The organism is Agrobacterium sp. A3-95 (genome assembly GCF_053521785.1).
This window is the reverse complement of record NZ_JBNWDR010000010.1, coordinates 180,237-201,321: the sequence shown is the minus strand read 5'-3', so window position 1 is coordinate 201,321 and position 21,085 is coordinate 180,237. Positions and strand designations below refer to the sequence as shown.

The 21,085-nt window shown below is 59.6% G+C and carries 19 protein-coding genes; 3 read left to right on the top strand and 16 right to left on the bottom strand.

All coding sequences use genetic code 11. The features are described from left to right. Positions 1-26 precede the first annotated feature (26 nt). The 10 genes from ACQZ5Y_RS23475 to ACQZ5Y_RS23430 all read right to left on the bottom strand — a co-directional run bounded on the left by ACQZ5Y_RS23475 (position 27) and on the right by ACQZ5Y_RS23430 (position 11,107). On the bottom strand, positions 27-1,070 hold the full coding sequence (locus tag ACQZ5Y_RS23475; protein ID WP_050923926.1) for a helix-turn-helix domain-containing protein: 1,044 nt from the start codon (positions 1,068-1,070) through the stop codon (positions 27-29). 117 nt (positions 1,071-1,187) lie between these two features. Next, positions 1,188-1,973 (bottom strand): 3-hydroxybutyrate dehydrogenase, encoded by a 786-nt coding sequence (locus ACQZ5Y_RS23470; RefSeq protein WP_065663276.1) that lies wholly within the window; start codon positions 1,971-1,973, stop codon positions 1,188-1,190. A gap of 4 nt (positions 1,974-1,977) precedes the next feature. Then, positions 1,978-3,933 (bottom strand): acetoacetate--CoA ligase, encoded by a 1,956-nt coding sequence (locus ACQZ5Y_RS23465; RefSeq protein ID WP_174060220.1) that lies wholly within the window; start codon positions 3,931-3,933, stop codon positions 1,978-1,980. Further along, positions 3,930-4,814: a 3-hydroxyisobutyrate dehydrogenase gene (gene mmsB, locus ACQZ5Y_RS23460; protein ID WP_004431967.1), complete on the bottom strand. Its 885-nt coding sequence runs from the start codon at positions 4,812-4,814 to the stop codon at positions 3,930-3,932. The genes ACQZ5Y_RS23465 and mmsB overlap by 4 nt, the downstream gene beginning before the upstream one ends. Before the next feature lie 13 nt (positions 4,815-4,827). Beyond that, complete coding sequence (locus tag ACQZ5Y_RS23455) at positions 4,828-6,423, bottom strand: GMC family oxidoreductase (protein ID WP_174050923.1); 1,596 nt, start codon at positions 6,421-6,423, stop codon at positions 4,828-4,830. Between the two features lie 73 nt (positions 6,424-6,496). After that, positions 6,497-7,504 (bottom strand): branched-chain amino acid ABC transporter permease, encoded by a 1,008-nt coding sequence (locus ACQZ5Y_RS23450; protein WP_111799411.1) that lies wholly within the window; start codon positions 7,502-7,504, stop codon positions 6,497-6,499. 1 nt (position 7,505) lies between these two features. After that, positions 7,506-8,393 carry a branched-chain amino acid ABC transporter permease gene (locus ACQZ5Y_RS23445; protein WP_019566514.1) on the bottom strand — a complete coding sequence of 296 codons (888 nt, stop codon included), beginning with the start codon at positions 8,391-8,393 and terminating at the stop codon, positions 7,506-7,508. A gap of 2 nt (positions 8,394-8,395) precedes the next feature. Then, positions 8,396-9,097 carry an ABC transporter ATP-binding protein gene (locus ACQZ5Y_RS23440; protein WP_111799410.1) on the bottom strand — a complete coding sequence of 234 codons (702 nt, stop codon included), beginning with the start codon at positions 9,095-9,097 and terminating at the stop codon, positions 8,396-8,398. Between the two features lies 1 nt (position 9,098). After that, positions 9,099-9,884, bottom strand: coding sequence for an ABC transporter ATP-binding protein (locus tag ACQZ5Y_RS23435; RefSeq protein WP_111799409.1), 786 nt, complete (start codon positions 9,882-9,884; stop codon positions 9,099-9,101). Positions 9,885-9,898: 14 nt separating this feature from the next. Next, a complete protein-coding gene (locus tag ACQZ5Y_RS23430) occupies positions 9,899-11,107 on the bottom strand; it encodes an ABC transporter substrate-binding protein (RefSeq protein ID WP_013762102.1) in 1,209 nt (402 codons plus the stop codon). A gap of 232 nt (positions 11,108-11,339) precedes the next feature. Here ACQZ5Y_RS23430 and ACQZ5Y_RS23425 point away from each other — a divergent pair, with 232 nt between their 5' ends. Further along, a complete protein-coding gene (locus ACQZ5Y_RS23425; protein ID WP_025595208.1) occupies positions 11,340-12,257 on the top strand; it encodes a LysR family transcriptional regulator in 918 nt (305 codons plus the stop codon). A 134-nt stretch (positions 12,258-12,391) separates the two neighbouring features. Beyond that, a complete protein-coding gene (locus ACQZ5Y_RS23420; RefSeq protein WP_111799430.1) occupies positions 12,392-13,414 on the top strand; it encodes an LLM class flavin-dependent oxidoreductase in 1,023 nt (340 codons plus the stop codon). 145 nt (positions 13,415-13,559) lie between these two features. Here ACQZ5Y_RS23420 and ACQZ5Y_RS23415 read toward each other — a convergent pair whose 3' ends face one another. Beyond that, a complete protein-coding gene (locus tag ACQZ5Y_RS23415; RefSeq protein WP_111799408.1) occupies positions 13,560-14,678 on the bottom strand; it encodes a mandelate racemase/muconate lactonizing enzyme family protein in 1,119 nt (372 codons plus the stop codon). 283 nt (positions 14,679-14,961) lie between these two features. Between ACQZ5Y_RS23415 and ACQZ5Y_RS23410 the strand changes: the two genes are divergently transcribed. Next, positions 14,962-15,636 (top strand): GntR family transcriptional regulator, encoded by a 675-nt coding sequence (locus ACQZ5Y_RS23410; RefSeq protein ID WP_025595209.1) that lies wholly within the window; start codon positions 14,962-14,964, stop codon positions 15,634-15,636. A gap of 88 nt (positions 15,637-15,724) precedes the next feature. Here the strand turns inward: ACQZ5Y_RS23410 and ACQZ5Y_RS23405 are convergent, their stop codons facing one another. The 5 genes from ACQZ5Y_RS23405 to ACQZ5Y_RS23385 form a co-directional block, all read right to left on the bottom strand. After that, positions 15,725-16,570: an ATP-binding cassette domain-containing protein gene (locus ACQZ5Y_RS23405; RefSeq protein WP_004431943.1), complete on the bottom strand. Its 846-nt coding sequence runs from the start codon at positions 16,568-16,570 to the stop codon at positions 15,725-15,727. Next, complete coding sequence (locus tag ACQZ5Y_RS23400; protein ID WP_004431942.1) at positions 16,567-17,406, bottom strand: ABC transporter ATP-binding protein; 840 nt, start codon at positions 17,404-17,406, stop codon at positions 16,567-16,569. Before ACQZ5Y_RS23400 ends, ACQZ5Y_RS23405 begins: the two co-directional genes overlap by 4 nt. Before the next feature lie 3 nt (positions 17,407-17,409). Then, positions 17,410-18,324: an ABC transporter permease subunit gene (locus ACQZ5Y_RS23395; RefSeq protein ID WP_004431940.1), complete on the bottom strand. Its 915-nt coding sequence runs from the start codon at positions 18,322-18,324 to the stop codon at positions 17,410-17,412. Then, entirely contained in the window at positions 18,321-19,328 is a 1,008-nt protein-coding gene (locus ACQZ5Y_RS23390) for an ABC transporter permease subunit (RefSeq protein ID WP_004431937.1), read from the bottom strand. Before ACQZ5Y_RS23390 ends, ACQZ5Y_RS23395 begins: the two co-directional genes overlap by 4 nt. A 63-nt stretch (positions 19,329-19,391) precedes the next feature. Next, positions 19,392-20,996, bottom strand: a complete 1,605-nt coding sequence (locus ACQZ5Y_RS23385; protein WP_004431933.1) for an ABC transporter substrate-binding protein — start codon at positions 20,994-20,996, stop codon at positions 19,392-19,394. Positions 20,997-21,085 lie beyond the last annotated feature (89 nt).

The following is a 21,085-nucleotide window of genomic DNA, read 5'->3' as shown; positions in this document are numbered from 1 at the left end:
GTCAGATCGGCTTCGAAACAATCGCGTCAGCGACCGAGCTGCACGATCCAGCGTGTCCATTCTGCGCTATCCGGTTTGATAATATCCGGTATGGTATCGCGGTTTTCGGATGCGAAATGCCGCATCTGACGTGGCGACAGGCCGAAGGTCTTCTTGAAAACGCGGCTGAAATTTTCCGGGTTGGTGAAGCCATAGGACGCCGCCACCTCAGCTATCGTCATATGGGCCGACTGCGGCGCCCGCAGGAAATCCATTGCCCGTTCGAGGCGCCTATGGGTGATGCAGGCCGAAAACCCGCCCAGCGGTTCGAAAAGCCGGTAGACGGTGCGTCGCGATACGCCGAACTCGCCCATGACCTTTTCCACCGACAAGGCCGGATCGAGCAGATGATTGTCGATATAGCGCCTGATGGATGCTCGCAGCGCCCGCTGAACACCCTGCGCATTGTCTTCCCGGACATGATTATTGATGGCAGCCGCGGCAAGCTCCAGCAATGGCGAGACCGTGGCCGCGCCGTCATTGGCGTTCATGACGTCAAAGTGGCGGTAAACGCTGGTCATCGTTTCCCGCAGCAGAGATACCAGGGGCAAACCGGCCGGCAGCACGCGCTCGTGATTATTGCCGGAACCGATGAGCCTGCCTTCCAGCAGCCGGCGCGGCACGACAAGGCTCAGATGATCGTGATCGGTTGTGGCTGTGGCCAGCGGCTGCGCCATGTCAATGATGTAGAGATCGCCCGGGCCGGCAGTCTCGCCCGCTCCGCGCCGCGACATGCTTTGGCCGCTGGCGTAAAATTGCAGGAGAAAGCCGTCCATCCCGTCCCGGGCAATCTTGTGGCGCGAGCGGTCGAAATCCTGTGCCGAGGACTGGGTGCGGCCAAGCGCGACATTGCCGATGAAGGCGGCATCGACACTGGCAAAAAACCCGTCATCCTGCGATCTGCGCAGGCGGGCATCAAAAAGCACGTTGATCGAATCCCGCCACAGCGCCATGGCGTCGCGCTTCGGCACATGGCGTGTATCGAAACGCGAGCGCGCTAGCGGAGCTTCCGAAAACCCTGTGTTCATAATACCGCTGTTCCGTGAACACGGCGCTGACCCCGCCGCACGCAAAACTATACAGTATTGAAATCGCCCCACAATACCGGAAGGATGGCAGATCGTTCGCTTGAGCCGGATGCGCGAAAATTATTTAGCGGTCCAGCCGCCATCGATGGAAATGGTGGTGCCGGTGATGGAGCGCGCCATATCGCCGGTGAGGTAAAGCGCCATCTCCGCCACTTCCTCCGGCTGCACGAAACGTCGAGTCGGCTGCGGCGCAAGCATCACCTTCTTCACCACCTCATCCTCGCCCATGCCATGCAGGCGCGCCTGATCGGCAACCTGCGCCGCGACGAGTGGCGTCCAGACGTAACCGGGGCAGATGGCGTTGCAGGTAATGCCAAGTTCGGCCACTTCCAGCGCCACGCTTTTCGTCAGGCCCACCACGGCATGTTTCGTCGCCACATAGGGACCCTTGAAGGGTGAGGCGCGCAACCCATGCGCGGAAGCAATATTGACGATGCGCCCCCAACCCCTTTCCTTCATGCCCGGCAGGGCTGCACGGATCGTATGAAAAGCGCTGTCGAGGGAGATCGCGACAATATGGGAGAAATCGGCGAAATCGAATTCGTCGATCGGCGCGACCTTCTGGATACCGGCATTGTTGACGAGCACGTCGATGTGACCGAATTCGGCAATGACGGTTTCCGGCAGATGTGCACTCTCGTCATAATTGGCGAGGTTGGCGGAAAAATAGACCGGCCGGTGCCGCGCCACCTTCGCAACCGCCTCCAGTGCCTGCGTCGCCGCATCCACGGTTTCTATGCCGTGGACGGCGACGAGAAATCCCGCCTCGGCAAAACGTGTGGCGATGGCAAGGCCAATGCCGCTGGTGGAGCCGGTGACCAGAACGGTTTTCGGTTGATCCTCCATCATCCTAATCCTTCAGTTGCGGCAGGTTGCGGAAAAGCTCGAGCGCTTCGGGATTGGCGAGCGCGTCGGTGTTTTTCACCGGCCTGCCATGAATGGTGTCGCGAACTGCGATTTCGGAAATCTTGCCCGAGCGCGTACGGGGAATGGCCGTGACGGCAATGATCCTTGCCGGAACATGTCGTGGCGTAGCACCCGAGCGGATGCGCGTACGGATGGTCTTTTCGAGGACCTCCGTCAGCGCTGCACCCTCTTTAAGGCGCACGAAGAGGATAACCCGCTGGTCACCGTCAATGTCCTGACCCACGGCAATCGCTTCCTCGACCTCCGGCACTGCTTCCACCTGACGGTAGATTTCCGCCGTACCGATGCGAACCCCACCGGGATTGAGCGTCGTATCCGAGCGCCCGTGGATGACATATCCGCCGGTGGCACGCATTTCGGCAAAATCGCCATGCGCCCAGATGCCTGGGAAGCGATCGAAATAGGCAGCCTGATAACGAGAACCGTCCTCATCGCCCCAGAATTTGACCGGCATGGAAAGATGGGCATTGCGGCAGACGAGCTCACCAGCCACGCCGCGAACGGGATGGCCTTCATCGTCCAGGGTATCGACATCCATACCGAGCATCGCGCCCTGCAGCTCCCCACGGTGAACAGGTTGCAGCGGATTGCCGCCAAGGAAACAGGCGCATATATCCGTGCCGCCGGAAATGGAGGCGAGATGCAGATCGGCCTTCCAGTCGCGATAGATATAATCGAAGGATTGCGGGATGAGCGGCGAGCCGGTGGAAAGGATTGTCCGAAGGGATGAAAGGTCATGGGTGTCGCGCGGTTTCAACCCTGCCTTCAGGCATGCGTCGATAAATTTGGCCGATGTTCCGAAGGTCGCGATCCGTTCGGCGTCAATGAGATCGATCAGCCGCGCGGGCGACGGATAACCCGGGTTGCCGTCATAGGTGACGAGGGTGGCGCCAAGCGCCAGGCCGGACACCTGCCAGTTCCACATCATCCAGCCGCAGGTGGTGAAATAGAAGAAACGTTCGCCTTGCCTGATATCACATTGCAGCTTCTGCTCCTTCATATGCTGGAGAAGCAGGCCACCGCCGGAATGGGTGATGCATTTCGGCTTGCCGGTGGTGCCGGAGGAATAAAGGATCGCCAGCGGCGCCTTGACCGGCAGCCGGTTGAACGCGATTTCACCCGGCTCAAAGGGCGAAACGAAATCATGCAACGTCACGCAGCCGAGATCGGAAAGGCTGGCGGGAACAACGCCACCAATCAGCACTATCTTTTGAGGGGCAGCGCTTTCCACCACCGCGCGGATGGTCGGTCCGACATCGATCCGCTTGCCGGCATAACCGTATTCCGGCACGGCGATGAGGATTTTCGGATCGATCTGCGAGAGCCGGTCGGACGCTCCCGCCGGGCCGAAATCCGGTGAACAGGACGACCAGATGGCTCCGATGGCGCTCGTTGCCAGATAACCGACGACCGCCTCGATATCGTGGGTGACGATAGCGCCGATACGATCGCCTTCCTTCACGCCTGCGTGGACAAGCGCCTGCACCATGAGGGAGACATCCGCATAAAGCTGCCTGCGGCTGATTTCACGCCGCGTGCCATCATCGCGATGGGCGATGATCGCCAACCGTTCATCGGCATCGCGCAGCAGGTTTTCGGCATAATTGAGCCTCGCGCCGGGATAAAACTCGGCTTCCCGCATGGTCGCGCCAGGCTTGAAGGCCCTTTCGCCGCGCGTACCGATGATCCCCAGCTCGTCCCACAGGGCATTGTAAAAGGCATCCGGTGCCTCAATGGACCAACGCAGCAGGCCGGAATAATCATCAGCCGAAAGCCCATGCAGCGATGCGGTCCTTGTGGCAAAGGCAAAAAGCGCCGAGTGCTCCAGCCTTTCCATTGGCGGTACCCACAGAATATCCGACGGCGTGGCGTCCATCATGCCTCGCCTCCGCGTAGCATTTCGACGATTGCGGAGAAATCACGCGCGCCACCGCCCTCACCCACGAAGTTCTCATAAAGCGTCGATGCTGCGGCGCCGAGTGGAGTGGCAACGCCGGCTCCACTCGCGGCCGCCTGCGAGAGTAGCAAATCCTTCAGCATCAGCGCCGCAGCGAAACCCGGTTGATAATCATTGTTCGCCGGTGATGTCGGCACTGGTCCCGGCACCGGGCAATAGGTGGTGAGCGACCAGCATTGACCCGATGAGGTGGAGGCGACATCGAACAGCGCCTGATGCGAAAGGCCGAGTTTTTCGCCCAGCACGAAGGCCTCGGAAACCGCAATCATGGAAATGCCGAGGATCATGTTGTTACAGATCTTGGCCGCCTGGCCGTTGCCGCCCTTGCCGCAATGGACGATCTTCTTGCCCATGGCTTCCAGCACCGGCTTGGCCGCCGAGAAAGCCTCGGCCTCGCCGCCACACATGAAGGTCAAGGTGCCGGCACTGGCACCGCCCGTACCGCCAGATACAGGCGCGTCGACGGAGGGGCAACCGGCGGAAGCGGCAAGCTCGTGTGCCTTCAGGGCGCTGTCCATATCCACCGTCGAGCAATCGATGAGAAGCGTTCCGGCAGCTATTTTCTGCACCAGATCGCCATATACCGAAACAACATGTTCTCCCTTCGGCAGCATGGTTACGATCACTTCTGCCGCATCAATGGCTTCGGCAGAATCCAAAGCGACGGGAATTCCGGCCTCCCTCGCCGCCGCGCGGCATGCCTCGGAAAGGTCGAAACCCCTGACGGCATAACCGGCCTTGACGAGATTGGCGGCCATCGGCAGGCCCATATGGCCAAGTCCGATAAAAGCGACGGTCTTCATGGGAACGCTCCTCTTAGCGATTATCCGCAAGGATCATGTCGGCAGCCTTTTCGGCAATCATGATCGTTGGCGAATTGGTATTTCCGGACGTGATCCTCGGCATGATGGAGGCGTCCGCCACACGCAGCCCTGCAAGCTTGCGGAATTTCAGCCGCGTATCGACAACACTTTCGGCATCGGAGCCCATGCGCAGGGTGCCGACGGGGTGGAATATGGTCGTGCCGATATCGCCCGCAGCGCGGGCCAGATCGTCGTCATTCTCAAAAGTGGGGCCGGGCCGGTATTCCTGCGGTTTGAACCGCGAAAAGGCGGGCTGGTTAACGATGCGGCGCGTCAGCCGCATGGAATCGATGGCCACCCGGCGGTCGCCTTCCGTCGACAGATAATTCGGTCGGATTTCCGGCTGCATGGCAAAATCCGGTCCTTTCACATGCACTGAGCCTCGGCTTTCCGGCCGCAGATTGCAGACACTTGCTGTAATGGCCGGAAAAGTGTGAACCGGATCACCAAACTTGTCGAGTGACACCGGCTGGACATGATATTCCAGATCCGCCGTCTCCTTTTCCGGAGAGGAACGGGTGAAGACACCAAGCTGGCTCGGCGCCATCGACATCGGCCCGGAGCGGGTCAAAGCATATTCGAGGCCGATCCTTGCCTTTCCGAACAGCGTGGAGGCCCTCTCATTCAGCGTCAGGACGCCTGAAACCTTATAGACCATGCGCAATTGCAGATGATCCTGCAGGTTCTCGCCCACACCTTGAACTTCCGTCACTGTGTCGATACCGGCGGCCTGCAACACGTCGCCGCGGCCAACGCCGGAAAGCTCCAGAATGTGCGGTGAACCGACTGCACCTGCCGAAAGCACCGTTTCGCGCCGTGCACGCATCTTTTTCAAGACGCCGTCGTGGTGAAACTCGACGCCGGTGACCAGGCCCTCTTCGACGATGAGACGCTTGGCATGGGCCTTGGTCATGACTGTCAAATTCCGGCGGCCAAGCGCCGGTTTCAAAAAGGCCTTGGCCGTGTTCCAGCGCCAGCCCGACCGCTGGTTCACATCGAAATAACCGGCCCCTTCATTGTCGCCCCGGTTGAAATCTTCGGTCGCAGGAATACCGGCCTCACCTGCCGCCTGCTGAAAGGCATCAAGCACATCCCAGCGCACGCGCGCCTTCTCCACCCGCCATTCGCCGCCGGTGGAATGCATGTCGCCCTTGCCGCGATAAAAATCCTCCGACTTCAGGAAATAGGGCAGGATATCATCCCATCCCCAGCCCTCGCAGCCAAGTTGACGCCAGACATCGTAGTCGCGGGCCTGACCGCGCATATAGATCATGCCGTTGATGGAGGAGCAGCCGCCGAGAACCTTGCCGCGAGGATAGATCAACGACCTTCCGTTAAGCCCAGGTTCTTCCGCCGTCTTGAAACACCAGTCGGTGCGCGGATTGTTGATGCAATAGAGATAACCGACCGGAATATGGATCCAGTGATAATTATCGTTGCCGCCCGCTTCCAGCAGCAGGACGCGATTGTTCGGGTCTTTCGAGAGGCGGTTGGCGAGAACGCATCCCGCACTTCCCGCTCCGATGACGATATAGTCAAATTCCGCCATGCTATTCTCCATGGGGCGCCCTTGCCGCGTCGCGCCGGACGCGGAGGAGCCTTCCCCCTGTTTCAAAAAATTCTTATCCCCGGTGCTGAAAACCCAGTCTTCGCCCGAGCCGCGAAGCGTAAAATTCACCGATCAGGCCGCGCCGGAACACCAGAACGCAGGCCATGAAAACGAGGCCGGTGATGATGGTGACCGGGAAATCGGATGTCGCGAGATAGTTCTGCAGTGCGACGACAAGCCCCGCACCGAAGATCGGGCCGATCATGGTGCCAATGCCGCCGAGCAGGGTCATCAGGATAACCTCGCCCGACATCTGCCAGGCCACATCGGTCAAGGTTGCGAACTGGAACACCAGCGCCTTCAGGCCGCCCGCAAGACCGGCAAGCGCCGCCGACATGACGAAAGCACCAAGCTTGTAACGCTGCACGCTGTATCCAAGAGAAATGGCGCGCTGCTCGTTTTCGCGGATGGATTTCAGGATCATGCCGAACGGCGAGTTGACGAAACGCCAGATGACGAGAAGTGCCAGCACGAAGGCGGCAAGCACCGTGTAGTAAATGTTCAGCGGCGCGTTGAGATCGAGAAGGCCGAAGAGGTGTCCACGCGGCACGCCCTGCAACCCGTCCTCACCATGGGTGAAGGGTGCTTGAAGGCAGAAGAAATAAAACATCTGCGACAAGGCAAGCGTGATCATGGCGAAATAGATGCCCTGCCGGCGAATGGCGAAAAAGCCGATGACGAGGCCAAGAAGGGCGGCACCCGCCATGCCGATGAGGAGGCCGATCTCGGGCGTGACGCCCCATTCCTTCACCGAATAGGCGGTGAAATAGGCAGCGCCGCCGAAAAATGCCGCATGGCCGAAGGAAAGCAGCCCGGTGTAACCGATCAGCAGATTGAAGGCGCAGGCAAACAGCGCGAAGCAAAGCAGCTTCATCAGAAAGATCGGATAAACGAACATCGGTGCAGCGATCAGCACGGCCAGTCCTGCCAGTATCAGCACGGTCTTGATGGTTCCAGCGGTTGCGGAAACCTTCGCCTGCGGCATCGCGCCGGCTGTCGGGTTGTGAGTGGCTTTGGACATATCAGGCGTCCTTTCCGAAAAGTCCGGCGGGGCGGATGAGCAGCACAAAGGCCATGATGACGAAGATGACGATGTTGGACGCTTCCGGGTAGAACACCTTGGTCAGGCCTTCAGCGATACCCAGCATGTAGCCGGTGACGATGGCGCCCATGATCGACCCCATGCCGCCGACCACGACGACGGCGAAGACGACGATGATGAGGTTGGTGCCCATCAGCGGTGAGACCTGATAGATCGGCGCGGCCAGCACGCCGGTGAAGCCGGCAAGGCCCGCACCCAGCGCGTAGGTCAGCGTCAGGAGCACAGGCACGTTGATACCGAAGGCCTGCACCAGTGTCGGATTTTCCGTCGCCGCACGCAGATAGGAGCCGAGCCTCGTCTTTTCGATCAACGCCCAGGTAGCGATGCAGGCGACAAGCGAGATGACGACGACGAAAGCGCGGTAGTTCGGCAGGAACATGAAACCGAGATTGGTGCCGCCGGCAAGCTCGCGCGGAACCGAATAGGGCTGACCCGCCGCACCGTAAAGCCAGCGGAACGTGCCTTCCACCACCAGCGCCAGGCCGAAGGTGAAGAGCAGCCCATACAGCGGATCGAGATCGTAAAGCCGCGACAGTAGCAGGCGCTCGATGATCGCGCCGAAAAGTGCAACGACAAGCGGCGTCACCAACAGTGCCCACCAGAAGCTGATGCCGAAATATTGCAGGCCGAGAAAGGCGACGAAAGCGCCAAGCATATATTGGGCGCCATGGGCGAAATTGATGACGCGCAGCAGGCCGAAAATGACGGCAAGGCCGAGCGACAGGAGCGCATAGAACGACCCGTTGATGAGGCCGATCAGCAATTGCCCGAGCAGGGCCTGAAGCGGAACGCCGAAGAGCATCGTCATCGTTAAACCCCCAGCACTTTATTGAGTTCGCCCATGCGGCCGGAAAGCTCGCCCACCGGAAAATTGCTGACCATCCGGCCATGATCCATCAGGTAGAAACGATCCGCGATGCGGCTGGCGAAGCGGAAATTTTGCTCGACCAGAACCACTGTCATGCCACGACTTTTCAAGGTCTTCAGCACCTCGCCGATGCGCTGCACGATTACAGGCGCAAGCCCTTCGGTCGGCTCATCGAGCAGGAGAACCTTGACCCCTGTGCGCAGGATGCGCGCCATGGCCAGCATCTGCTGTTCGCCGCCGGAAAGCTTGGTGCCGGGGCTCGCCCGACGTTCGTAAAGATTGGGAAACAGCTCGTAGATTTCATCGAGCGTCATGCCGCCGGATGCGACGACGGGCGGCAGTTTCAGATTTTCCTCGACGCTCAGTGTCGCGAAGATGCCGCGCTCTTCCGGCACGAAACCGAGGCCGTATTTCGCCGTGCGATGCAACGGCACCGGCATCAGATCCTTGCCGCCGAGCTTGATCACGCCCTTGCGGTTGCGGATGATGCCCATGATGGTGCGCAGCGTCGTGGTCTTGCCAACCCCATTGCGCCCGAGAATGGTGATGGTTTCGCCTTCGCCGACGGTCAGATCGACGCCGTGCAGCGCCTGGCTTTCGCCGTACCAGGATTTCAGGTTGGAGACTTCGAGCATTGCCGCCATATCACGCCTCCTCCGTGCCCATATAGGCCGTACGCACGCGCGGATCGGCGGATACGGTGGCGTAATCGCCTTCCGCCAGAATTTCGCCCCGCTGCAGCACCGTGACCTGATGGCAGATATCTGCCACGACCTTCAGATTGTGTTCGACCATCAGCACCGCGCGCGTTTTGGCCACATCGCGGATGAGATCGGCGACATGCGCGACATCCTCGCCCCCCATGCCCGCCATCGGCTCATCGAGAAGCAATACCTTCGGGTCGAGCGCAAGCGTGGTGGCGATTTCAAGAACGCGCTTGCGACCGTAGGAAAGATCGGCCGCAAGTGCATTTTTTTCCCGTGTCAGGCCAACCGTTGCGATCAACTCCTCGGCACGTGCATTGAGCCTGTCGAGTGAAGAAAGCGGCAGCCAGAATTGCGTTGAAAGGTTATTCGGCCGCTGCAACGCCACCCGCACGTTCTCAAGAACCGTCAGATGCGGAAACACCGCCGATATCTGGAAAGACCTGACGAGACCGAGCCGCGCCACCTTGTCCGGCGGCGTCTTTGTTATATCCGTTCCCATGAAGGTGATCGCCCCGCCTGTCGGCTGGAGAAACTTGGTCAACAGGTTGAAGACCGTGGTTTTGCCGGCGCCGTTCGGACCAATAAGTGCATGCACGCGGGCATGATGGACGTCGAGATCGACGTTTTTCACGGCCGCGAATGCGCCGAAGGTCTTGGAGAGACCGCGCGCCGAAAGCACGACGCGGGGTTCCGCCTGACCGGCAGGGGCGGGAGCGATCATCATGAAGTTCCCCCTTTTTACTGCGTTACCAGCGGGCAACCGCTTTTTGCGGGGTCCATGAAGGCTTCCTTGCCGGGGATCGTGGCAAGCACCTTGTAGTAGTCCCACGGCTGCTTGCTCTCATCCGGCTTCTTCACTTCCATCAGATACATGTCGTGGATCATGCGGCCGTTGGCGGCCACATGGCCATCCTTCGAGAAGACGTCGTTGACAGGCATTTCCTTCATGGCCTTTGCCACAGCGTCAGCATCGTCGGTGCCGGCCTTATCGATGGCCTTCAGGTAATGCAGCACGGCGGAATAGGTACCAGCGTGGACCATGTTCGGCATGGCGCCGGTGCGTTCCTTGAACCGTTCGCCGAATTTGCGCGATTCATCGTCGCGGTCCCAATAGAACCCTTCCGTCAGCGTCAGGCCCTGAGCCGCTTCGAGACCGAGGCCGTGCACTTCGGCAAGCGTAAAGAGAAGGGCCGCCAGCCGCTGCCCGCCCGCAACGATACCGAATTCAGCGGCCTGCTTGATGGCGTTGGAGGTGTCGAGACCGGCATTGGCAAGGCCGATGACCTTCGCGCCTGATGACTGCGCCTGCAACAGGAAGGAGGAATAATCCGTAGAGGCCAGCGGATGGCGCACGGAACCCAGCACCTTGCCGCCATTGGCCTTGACGAAGTTGGACGTGTTTTCTTCCAGCGAATAACCGAAGGCGTAATCCGCAGTCAGAAAGAACCAGCTGTCGCCGCCCTGTTTCACCAGCGCACCGCCGGTGCCGACTGCCAGCGAATAGGTGTCGTAGGCCCAGTGGAAACCATAGGGGCTGCACTGCTTGCCCGTCAGTTCCGTGGTCGCAGCGCCCGTGTTGATGGTGATCTTCTTTTTGTCCTTCGAGAGAGCCTGCACGGCAAGGCCCACCGAGGAAGAGGTCAGTTCCATGATCGAATCGACCTGTTCGGTGTCGTACCACTGCCGGGCGATGTTGGAGGCGACATCCGCCTTGTTCTGGTGGTCAGCCGTTACCACTTCCACCGGCGCGCCCAGCACCTTGCCGCCAAAATCCTCGACCGCCATCTTCGCGGCCTCATAAGAGTATTTACCGCCGAAATTGGCGTAGACGCCCGACTGGTCGTTCAAGATGCCGATCTTGACCTTGCCGTCCGAAATCTCGGCAGCGTAAGCGGCGGTGCCTGCCGCCAGTGCCATGGCCGTGGATAAAACGATACTCTTGCGCATGACTTCTCCTCCCAGAGATGATTGCGAGCCTCAGATAGGTCTGTGCAACGGTGAACGAAGGCGCATGGCGATCGTCCCACGGTGTTGCATCACAACGGTCGCGCCACCCTCCTCAAAGCAGCGCCTCCCTATGTAGACTTCTCGAATTCGGCCGTTGACACAAGAGCGGGGCATCATCAAATTGCGAACAGGAACTGTTCATTTTTGAACAGACCTGGCAATGGAGACCGAATTGGCCACGCCTTTTACCTGGGACGACCTGCAATATTTTCTGGCGGTGGCCCGCACCGGACAACTTTCATCGGCAGCGCGTAGCCTGCGCACCAGCCACGCCACCGTCTCCCGCCACATCGACCGGCTGGAATTCTCGCTTAAAACCAAGCTGTTCGAGCGAAATCCACGTGGTTACGAACTGACGACGGTCGGGCGGCGCCTGGTCGATACCGTCGAGCGCATCGAGGCGGAAGCGGAAAGATTGCAATCGGATATTTCCGAAAGCGGCAGCCTGCTGCGCGGCGTGGTCAGGCTCAGTGCGCCTGAAGGTTTTTCCAACTTTTTCTTCGTGGAAAGGCTGAAAGACTTCGCCGTCACCCATCCGCACATCATGGTGGAGATGGTTACGATCCAGCAGATCATGGCATTGTCGAAGAAAGAAGCGGATGTGGCGGTCACACTCGATCCGCCGAAAGCAGGCCCCTACATCAACGAACAGATCGTCGATTACACGCTGCATATCTACGCATCGCGTTCCTATCTTGCCAGCCACCCGAAAATCACCCGCCGCGAAGATTTGCCCGATCATTTCTTTATCGGTTACGTGCAGGATCTGATCTTCTCGCCGGGCCTCGATTACATGCGCGACGTGATGCCCGGCCTCCGGCCCAACTTCCAGTCATCAAGCATTTTTGCGCAGTTGACTGCAACGCTGAGCGGACGTGGCCTTTGCATATTGCCCAACTTCATCGCCGCACGCTTTCCGGACCTGCAGATGGTGCTGGCAGGTGAAGTGGAACTGCGGCGGGGTTACTGGCTGACAAGCCATCAGGACCTTGCCAATGTGCCGCGCGTGCGCTCGCTGATGGATTTCATTCTCACGACAGCGCGCGCCCACCAAAATCTCTTCATCCTCGACCGCAAGACGATCGCCTGAAACGACCGTCGTTCACATTTCGGCGACACCGTGTCTACGCGTGGCGGATTGGAGAATCCGCACTGCAGCCTATATGACTGACAACAACGATGCCGGCTCAAGTCAGCTGCATCCTAAACATTTGGAAGGTCATCATGAAAAAGATCGGATTTCTATCCTTCGGACACTGGACGCCCTCGCCCCAGTCGCAGACCCGCTCTGCTGCAGACACCCTGCTGCAATCGATAGACCTGGCCGTTGCTGCGGAAGAACTCGGCGCCGACGGCGCTTATTTCCGTGTCCACCACTTCGCCCGCCAGTTGGGATCACCTTTTCCGCTGCTTGCCGCCGTTGGCGCAAGAACGAAAAGTATCGAGATCGGCACCGGCGTCATCGACATGCGTTATGAGAACCCCTTTTACATGGTGGAGGATGCGAGTTCAGCCGATCTCATCGCCGGCGGACGCCTGCAACTCGGCATCAGTCGCGGTTCTCCCGAACAGGTGATCGACGGCTGGCGCTATTTCGGCTACCGCCCTGCCGAGGGCCAGACCGAGGAGGACATGGCGCGCCAGCACACCGAAGTCTTCCTCGAGCTTCTGAAGGGCGAAGGTTTCGCCGAGCCGAATCCTCGGCCGATGTTTCCCAACCCGCCCGGCCTGCTGCGGCTGGAGCCGCACTCCGAAGGGTTGCGCGAGCGCATCTGGTGGGGTTCCAGCTCCAATGCGACGGCGGTTTGGGCGGCAAAGCTTGGCATGAACCTTCAAAGCTCCACCCTGAAAACGGATGAGACCGGCGAACCCTTCCATGTGCAGCAGGCCGAACAGATCCGTGCTTACCGCGCCGCATGGAAAGAGGCTGGACACGCCCGCGAGCCTCGCGTGTCGGTCAGCCGCAGCATCTTCGCTCTCGTCAACGATCGCGACCGATCCTATTTCGGTTACGGCAGCGAGGGCGACGACAAGATCGGTTACATCGACGACAAGACGCGCGCGATCTTCGGGCGCAGCTACGCCGCCGAACCGGAAGCATTGATCGAGCAGCTAAAAGCCGACGAAGCCATCGGCGAGGCCGACACACTGTTGCTGACCGTGCCGAACCAGCTGGGCGTCGACTACAACGCCCATGTTATCGAGACGATCCTCAAACAGGTGGCTCCTGCACTCGGCTGGCGCTAAGTCTGGCAAAACCTGCATCATGCCCGCACCGTCACCCCGGATTAGATTCTGGGTGACGGTGCGATCAAGTCTTCGATAGCGCACGATTCCTTTGACGGCGCCGAAGCCACGTGGCCGGATGCAATCCGGGCTGAACGCCTCTGTTTCATTTCACCGCTTTGCCGTAGCGGGCGATGCTTTCGGCCAAAGGCGTGGTGCTGGCGCCGGGATGCTCCGGGCGCTTGTAAACACCGTCGCGCACATGGATCGGCTCTTCGAAATGGTCCTTGATCCACGGAATATATTCGAGGATGGTCGATGCCGGATGCCAGTAACTCAGATGCACATGCACCTGGCTCATCTCACCGGCATGCGGAACGACAGGCAGGCGATTGGCGAGCGCGAGGTCAGCGACCTGGATATATTCGGTGATGCCGCCAAGTCGGGTTACATCCGGCTGGACATAGGCAACAGCGCCCGCGTCGATGAATGACCGGAACGCATCCACCGTATAAAGCTGCTCTCCGAGAGCGATGGGAATGGATGTGTTGCGTGCCAGCCGCGCATGGCTGGTCACATCGTCATACCAGAGCGGCTCCTCGAACCAGTAGATATCCAGATTCTTCGCCGCCGCGCAGAAGCGCTGGCATGTGGGCAGATCCCACTTGCCGTTACCGTCAATCGCAATCCTGATGGAAGAGCCGACCCGTTTGCGGACGGCGGCGAGGCGCGCGATGTCGATATTCGGATCGTCATGCCCGACCTTGAGTTTCAGGCGGGTGAACCCGTCTTCCTCAACGGCCCTGGCGCTGCCCGCCAGCAGATTTTCGAGGTTGAAGGAAAGCCAGCCTATATCGGTATTGTAAGCTTCGACCCCTGTGGTGTGCGCGCCGCCGAGGTATTGCCAGAGTGGAACGCCCGCCTTCTTCGCCTTCAGATCCCAGAGCGCCACATCGACCGCAGCCAGCGCCAGATGGGTGATGCCCGCGCGGCCGACCCATTGCAGGGACGGATAACGGGCAAGTTTTGTCCACAGCCGCGAATGTTCGGATGCGTCCTCGCCGATCAGCAGAGGCGCATAGCAATCGCTGATGCAGGATGTGATCAACCGGTCGGACGGCAGATGCGCATGGGTGCCGGTGAAGCCGTAGCCCTCAAGGCCGTCACTCGTCGTAATTTTTGCGCCGACGACGCCCCAATGGGTGATGCTGTGGGTGGAATCGGAAATGGATTCCGATGTCAGCGGCAGATGCAGGATGAAAGGTTCAACAGCGGTTATTTTCATGATCGGTCAATTCCTCGACGCTTGAGCAGCCTTTGGGGAGGAATAAACGGAAGTTCCGTTCTGATCGAAGCTCCACCGATCAACCAGTGGAATGTCGCCACTGCCCCGCAATCAATGACCGCAGGAGATGAAGCCTCAGGGGATTGCCCGGCCACCCTCCTCCAGCAGCCAGCTTCCGATGACGGATACAGCTAAGGCAAAATCGACCATTGTAAAATAAAAAATTTTTTATTTTTTATATTCTGTCATTGCCTGTCACTCGCGGTTAGACGATGGTATTGCCATGAACACACTGATCAAAGTCACGCTCGCCGACCAAGCGCATCAGGAACTGCGGGCGCGCATCGTCAGCGGCAGATTGCGTGGCGGCGAACGGCTGTTGCCCAACGAACTTGCCGCCGATCTCGGCATCAGCCCCACGCCGGTCAAGGAAGCATGCCTGAAACTCGAGGCAGACGGGCTGGTGGTCAATTCCTCAAGGCGCGGCATGGTGGTGCGCGATTTTACCGTGGAGGATGTGGAAGAACTCTACGCCGCCAGAATGCTGCTGGAAAAAGGCGCTGTGGAAGTGGCCTTCGATGCCGGGCAGCTGGACGAAGCCTTGCATGCGCAGCTTCTGGAAAGCCTTGCGAAACACCGCGAATTTGCCAAGAGCGCGACGCTGGACGATCTCTCCAAAGCGCTGTTTCACGATCGCAGCTTCCACACGGCCCTTGTTTCGGCCGCGCGCATTCCGGTCATTTCCGGCACGCATGGGCGCATTCTCGACCAGACCCACACGGTTTTCGTATCGATCCTTGGCGACTACGCCCGCTCTGTCGAGGAACACCAGAATATTGCCGACGCCATAGCCGCCCGCAGCAAGGCCCAGATTATCGACGCCCTATGGCGCCATCTGGAACGTAGCCGGCAGAATACGCTGCGGCAGGTGCGTCTGCTGAGAGAGGCCGGCGCCTGAGCGCACCCCCGCAATCTTTTGAAGTCCTGAAAAAACAACAGGCCGGAAATCCGGCCTGTTCCACTTATTCATCGGTCAATCGTCGATCTCAAGCCGTCGCAGCCTGCCGTGCCGCCTTGCGGCGCTCTACGCGGGCGCGGATGGCGTCTACATCCGTTACCGGAGTGGCGGCAAAAAGCTGGCGCGTATAGGCGTGCTTCGGATCGGCAAATAGTTCCTCGCGCGTGCCCTGCTCCACGGCTACACCCTTCGAGATGACCATGACGTCATCGGCGATATAGCGAACGACGGAAAGGTCGTGGCTGACGAAGACGTAGGTCAGCTCGAACTCTTCCTGGAGATCTCTCAGCAGGTTCAGCACCTGCGCCTGCACTGAAAGATCGAGTGCCGAGACAGGCTCGTCCAGCACCAGAAGTGCGGGGTTGAGCATCAGCGCCCGCGCAATCGCGATGCGCTGCCGTTGGCCGCCAGAAAACATGTGCGGATATCGGTTGAAGTGTTCGGGACCCAGCCCAACCTTCACGAGCATGGCTTCAGCCCGCTCACGACGCTCGGACGCCGGCATTTTGGTGTTGATGACAAGCGGCTCCATCAGCACGTCGCCAACCTTCTGGCGCGGATTGAGGCTACCATAGGGGTTCTGGAACACCATCTGCACCTTGGAGCGCATGTCCGTGCCGGGACGGCGCTTTGCGATATCGACCGGCTGGCCGTCGATCTTCAGCTCGCCACCGGATGCCGGGTCGATCAACGCGATGATGCGCGCAAGCGTCGATTTGCCGGAACCGGACTCGCCGACGATGGCGAGCGTCTTGCCGCGCTCGACGGCAAAATCGATGCCTTTCAACGCCTGCACGGTCTTTGCTCCGCCGAACAGGCCGCCCGGAACGTGATAATGGCGGGTAATGCCCTTGCCTTCGACAACGATGCTCATTGAACGCCCTCCTTGCCGAAGAAGTCGGAAACCGTGGGCAGGCGGTCGCCGGTCGCATGTTCCGGCAGCGCGGAAAGCAATGCCTTGGTATAGGGATGTTGCGGGGCCTCAAACAGGCTCAGCACATCCGCTTCCTCCATCTTGCGGCCCTTATATTGCACGACCACGCGGTCTGCTGTTTCGGCCACGACACCCATGTCATGGGTGATGAGGATCAGCGCCATGCCGTATTCTTCCTGCAGATCCATCAACAGATCGAGGATCTGTTTCTGGATCGTTACGTCGAGCGCGGTGGTCGGCTCGTCGGCGATCAAGAGACGCGGTTTGGAAGCGATGGCGATGGCTATCATCACACGCTGGCATTGACCGCCGGACATCTGGTGCGGATAGGCATTGAGCTTGGTTTCCGGATCGGGAATACCGACGGACCGGAACAGCTCCAGTGCGCGTGCACGCGCCGCAGACCGGCCCATGCCGAGATTGAGGCGCAGCACCTCCTCGATCTGGAAACCGACCGTAAAGGACGGGTTGAGCGAGGCAACCGGCTCCTGGAAGATCATGGTGATCTCGCGGCCGATCAGCTTGCGGCGCTCCTGCGGCGACATGGCCAGCAGGTTTATACCATCGAAGATCATCTCGTCGGCGGTGATCGTCGCCGTATCGGGCAAAAGCCCCATGACGGCGAGCATGGAGACCGACTTGCCGGAACCGGACTCGCCGACGATGGCCAGCACTTCATGCTTGTCCACGGAGACGTCGATGCCGTTGACGGCCGTGAACGCGCCGGTGGCGGTGGCGAACTTGACGGTGAGGTTCTTGATTTTCAGCAGGCTCATCGCTTAGCTCCGCTTCAGTTTGGGATCGAGCGCATCGCGCAGCCCGTCACCCATCAGGTTGATGGCGAGCACCGATACGAGGATCGTCAGGCCGGGAAGGGTAACGACCCACCAGGCGCGCAGGATGAACTCGCGGGCTTCGGCCAGCATCGTGCCCCATTCGGATGCGGGCGGCTGCGCGCCCATGCCGAGGAAGCCGAGAGCCGCCGCATCGAGAACGGCAGATGAGAAGGAGAGCGTCGCCTGCACGATCAAAGGTGCAAGGCAGTTCGGCAAAATCGTCTTGAACATCAGCCGGAAATTGCCGGCACCCGCCACACGGGCGGCGGTGACATATTCACGCCGAAGCTCGCTCATGACAGCTGCACGCGTCAGACGCGCGAAATGCGGCTGATAGACGATGGCAATCGCGATCATGGCGTTGGTCAACCCCGGACCAAGGATCGCAACCAGCACCAGTGCCAGAAGCAGCGATGGAAACGCCAGGATGACGTCCATCACGCGCATGATGACAGTGTCCACCCAGCCGCCGAAGAAGCCGGCGACGAGACCGATGACAATGCCGCCGACAAGGGCGATGGAAACAACGACGACGCCGATGAACAGCGAATATTGCGCGCCATAGATTAGTCGGGACAGCATGTCGCGGCCGACAGCGTCGGTGCCGAGCAGGAATGCGGTACGGCCTCCATCCTGCCAGACCGGCGGGACGAGCAACGCGTCTCTATATTGCTGGGTCGGGTCATGTGGGGCAATCACGGCTGCGAAAACCGCGATCAGAACCAGAAGAAGGAAGACGGCAAGGCCGACGACGGCGCCACGGTTCTGGCGGAAGTAGAACCAGAAATCGGCGATCATCCGGCGGCGGATGGCGGCGTCGGAAAGCCTGACGCCGGGAGCTGTGGTCACATCGCTCATTTGTGACGGATCCTTGGATTGATGAGGCCATAGGTGAGATCGACAAGCAGGTTGACGATCATCACCAGACCCGCGATCAGAAGCAGGCCGCTCTGCACGACCGGATAGTCGCGGCGCGAGATGGAATCGATCATCCACTTGCCGATGCCCGGCCAGGAGAAGATGGTTTCGGTCAGGATTGCACCCGCCATCAGCACACCGATCTGCAGGCCGATGGTGGTGATGACCGGGATCATGGCGTTGCGCAATGCGTGAACGCCGACGACACGGGACGGCGACATGCCCTTTGCACGCGCTGTCCGCACATAATCCTCACCGAGGACTTCGAGCATTGCCGACCGTGTCTGGCGGGCAATAACTGCAAGCGGGATGGTGGCAAGCACCACCGAAGGCAGGATGAGATGTGACAGAGCCGAAGCGAAAGCACCCTTCTGCCCCGAAATCAGGCTGTCGATCAGCATGAAACCGGTGACGGAAGGGAAGAAATACATCAACGAGATACGGCCCGACACCGGTGTCCATTGCAGGATGCCGGAGAACATGATGATGAGCAGCAGGCCCCACCAGAAGATAGGCATGGAGAAGCCAACCAGCGCCGTCGTCATGGAGATCTGGTCGAACCACGAGCCACGGCGGATGGCGGCGATGACGCCGACCGGCACACCGATCAGTGTGGCGAGGATGATGGCGACGAGGCCAAGCTCGACTGTCGCGGGGAAGAGCGCCAGGAACTCAGTCAGAACGGGTTTCTTGGTGACCAGCGAATTGCCGAGATCACCCTGAAGCAGCCGCCCCAGAAAATGGAGATATTGCTGCCAGATAGGCTGGCTGAAGCCGAGCTGTTCGGCAAGTTGTGCATGCCGCTCGGGCGAAATGCCGCGCTCCCCCGCCATCAACAGCACGGGATCGCCCGGCAGGACGCGAACGAAGGCAAAGGCAACGATGGTAATCCCGAGAAATGTCGGAACGAGATAGAGAAGTTTGCCGAAAATGAACCGGATCATGGTTTTTTCCTGAAAAGACGCGCGAAAGAACCTGAGTTCTTCCGCGCGTCCTGTTGTTTGGGATTACTCAGCGATATCGACGGATTCGAAGGTGAAGTCGCCAAGCGGGCTCATGGTGAAGCCGGAAACCTTGGCGGACATCGGAACGAACTGCGTGGAGTGCGCAAGCGTCGCCCACGGAGCCTGTTCCTTGAAGATCACCTGCGCCTGCTCATAAAGCTTTGTGCGCTCGGCAACGTCAGTGGTCTGCTTTGCCTTGGAAAGCAGTTCGGAGAACTCCTTGTTGCACCACTGAGCACGGTTTGCACCGCCTTCGCCGGTTGCAGCGCAGGAAAGCAGAACGCCCATGAAGTTATCAGGGTCACCGTTGTCGCCGGTCCAGCCGAGGATGACGGCACCGTCGCGGTTCACTTCAGTCGACTTCTTGAGGTATTCACCCCATTCGAAGGAGACGATCTCGGCCTTGACGCCAACCTTCGCGAAATCCGACTGGATCAGCTCGGCGGTGCGGCGGGCATTCGGCATGTATGGACGCTGAACCGGCATCGCCCAGATCTTCATCGTCAGATCCTTGACGCCAGCGGCTTCGAGAGCCTTCTTGGCAGCTTCCGGATCGTAAGGATCGTCCTTGATGCTGTCGTTGTAGGACCACATCGTCGGCGGGATCGGGTTCTTGGCAACCGTGCCGGCGCCCTGGAATACGGCGTCGATGATCGCCTGCTTGTTCATCGCCATGTTCAGCGCCTTGCGGACTTCCGGCTTGTCGAAAGGTGCAACGGTGGTGTTGTAGGCGAAGTAGGCAACGTTCAGGCCCGGCTGTTCATCGAGCTTGAGGTTGGAATCGGCACGAATGGTGGCGAGGTCGGCCGGGGCCGGATAAGGCATAAGGTGGCATTCGCCAGCCTTCAGCTTCTGCAGACGAACGGCAGCGTCCGGCGTGATCGCGAAGATCAGATCGTCGATCTTGGGAGCTTCGCCCCAGTAGTCGGCGTTCTTCTGGTAGCGGATGACCGCGTCCTTCTGATAGGCGACGAACTTGAACGGGCCGGTGCCGATCGGCAGGTTGTTGAAGTCTTCCTTGGTGCCGGCCTTATCAAGCGTATCAGCATATTCCTTCGAAACGATCGAAGCGAAAGGCATCGCGATATTGGCAAGGAACGGTGCTTCAGGACGGGTCAGCACGAACTTCACGGTGTAATCGTCAACCTTGACGATTTCCTTGATCAGCGACGGCATTTCCATGGAGTTGTAATATTCGTAGGTGATGCCTGCGATATACTGGTTCCACGGGTTCTTTGTGTCACCCTGGCGGTTGTAGCTGAAGATCACGTCATCGGCGTTGAAATCGCGGCTTGGCGTGAACTTCTCGTTAGAGTGCCACTTTACGCCCTTGCGCAGGTGGAACGTGTATTCGAGGCCATCGCTCGAAACTTCCCACTTTTCGGCAAGGCCTGGCTCAACTTCGGTCGTGCCCTTCTTGAACTCGGTCAGACGGTTGTAGACCGGATGCGCGGAGGCATCGAAGGTGCCGCCGGCGGTGTAAGGCGAAGGATCGAAGCCTTCCGGAGATGCCTCGGAGCAATAAACGAAGGTCTTCGCCATGGCGGGCACGGCGGAAGCCATCGCAAGCGCAGAGGCTATAAGCAAACTGCGGGTCAGCGTTTTCATCTGGTGGTCCTTTCCCTCTTTTTCTGAGTTTATGCGACCCCGTTTTAAGGGGCCTACCTGTCCTGGTCAGCGACGACGCGGAGCCCCGT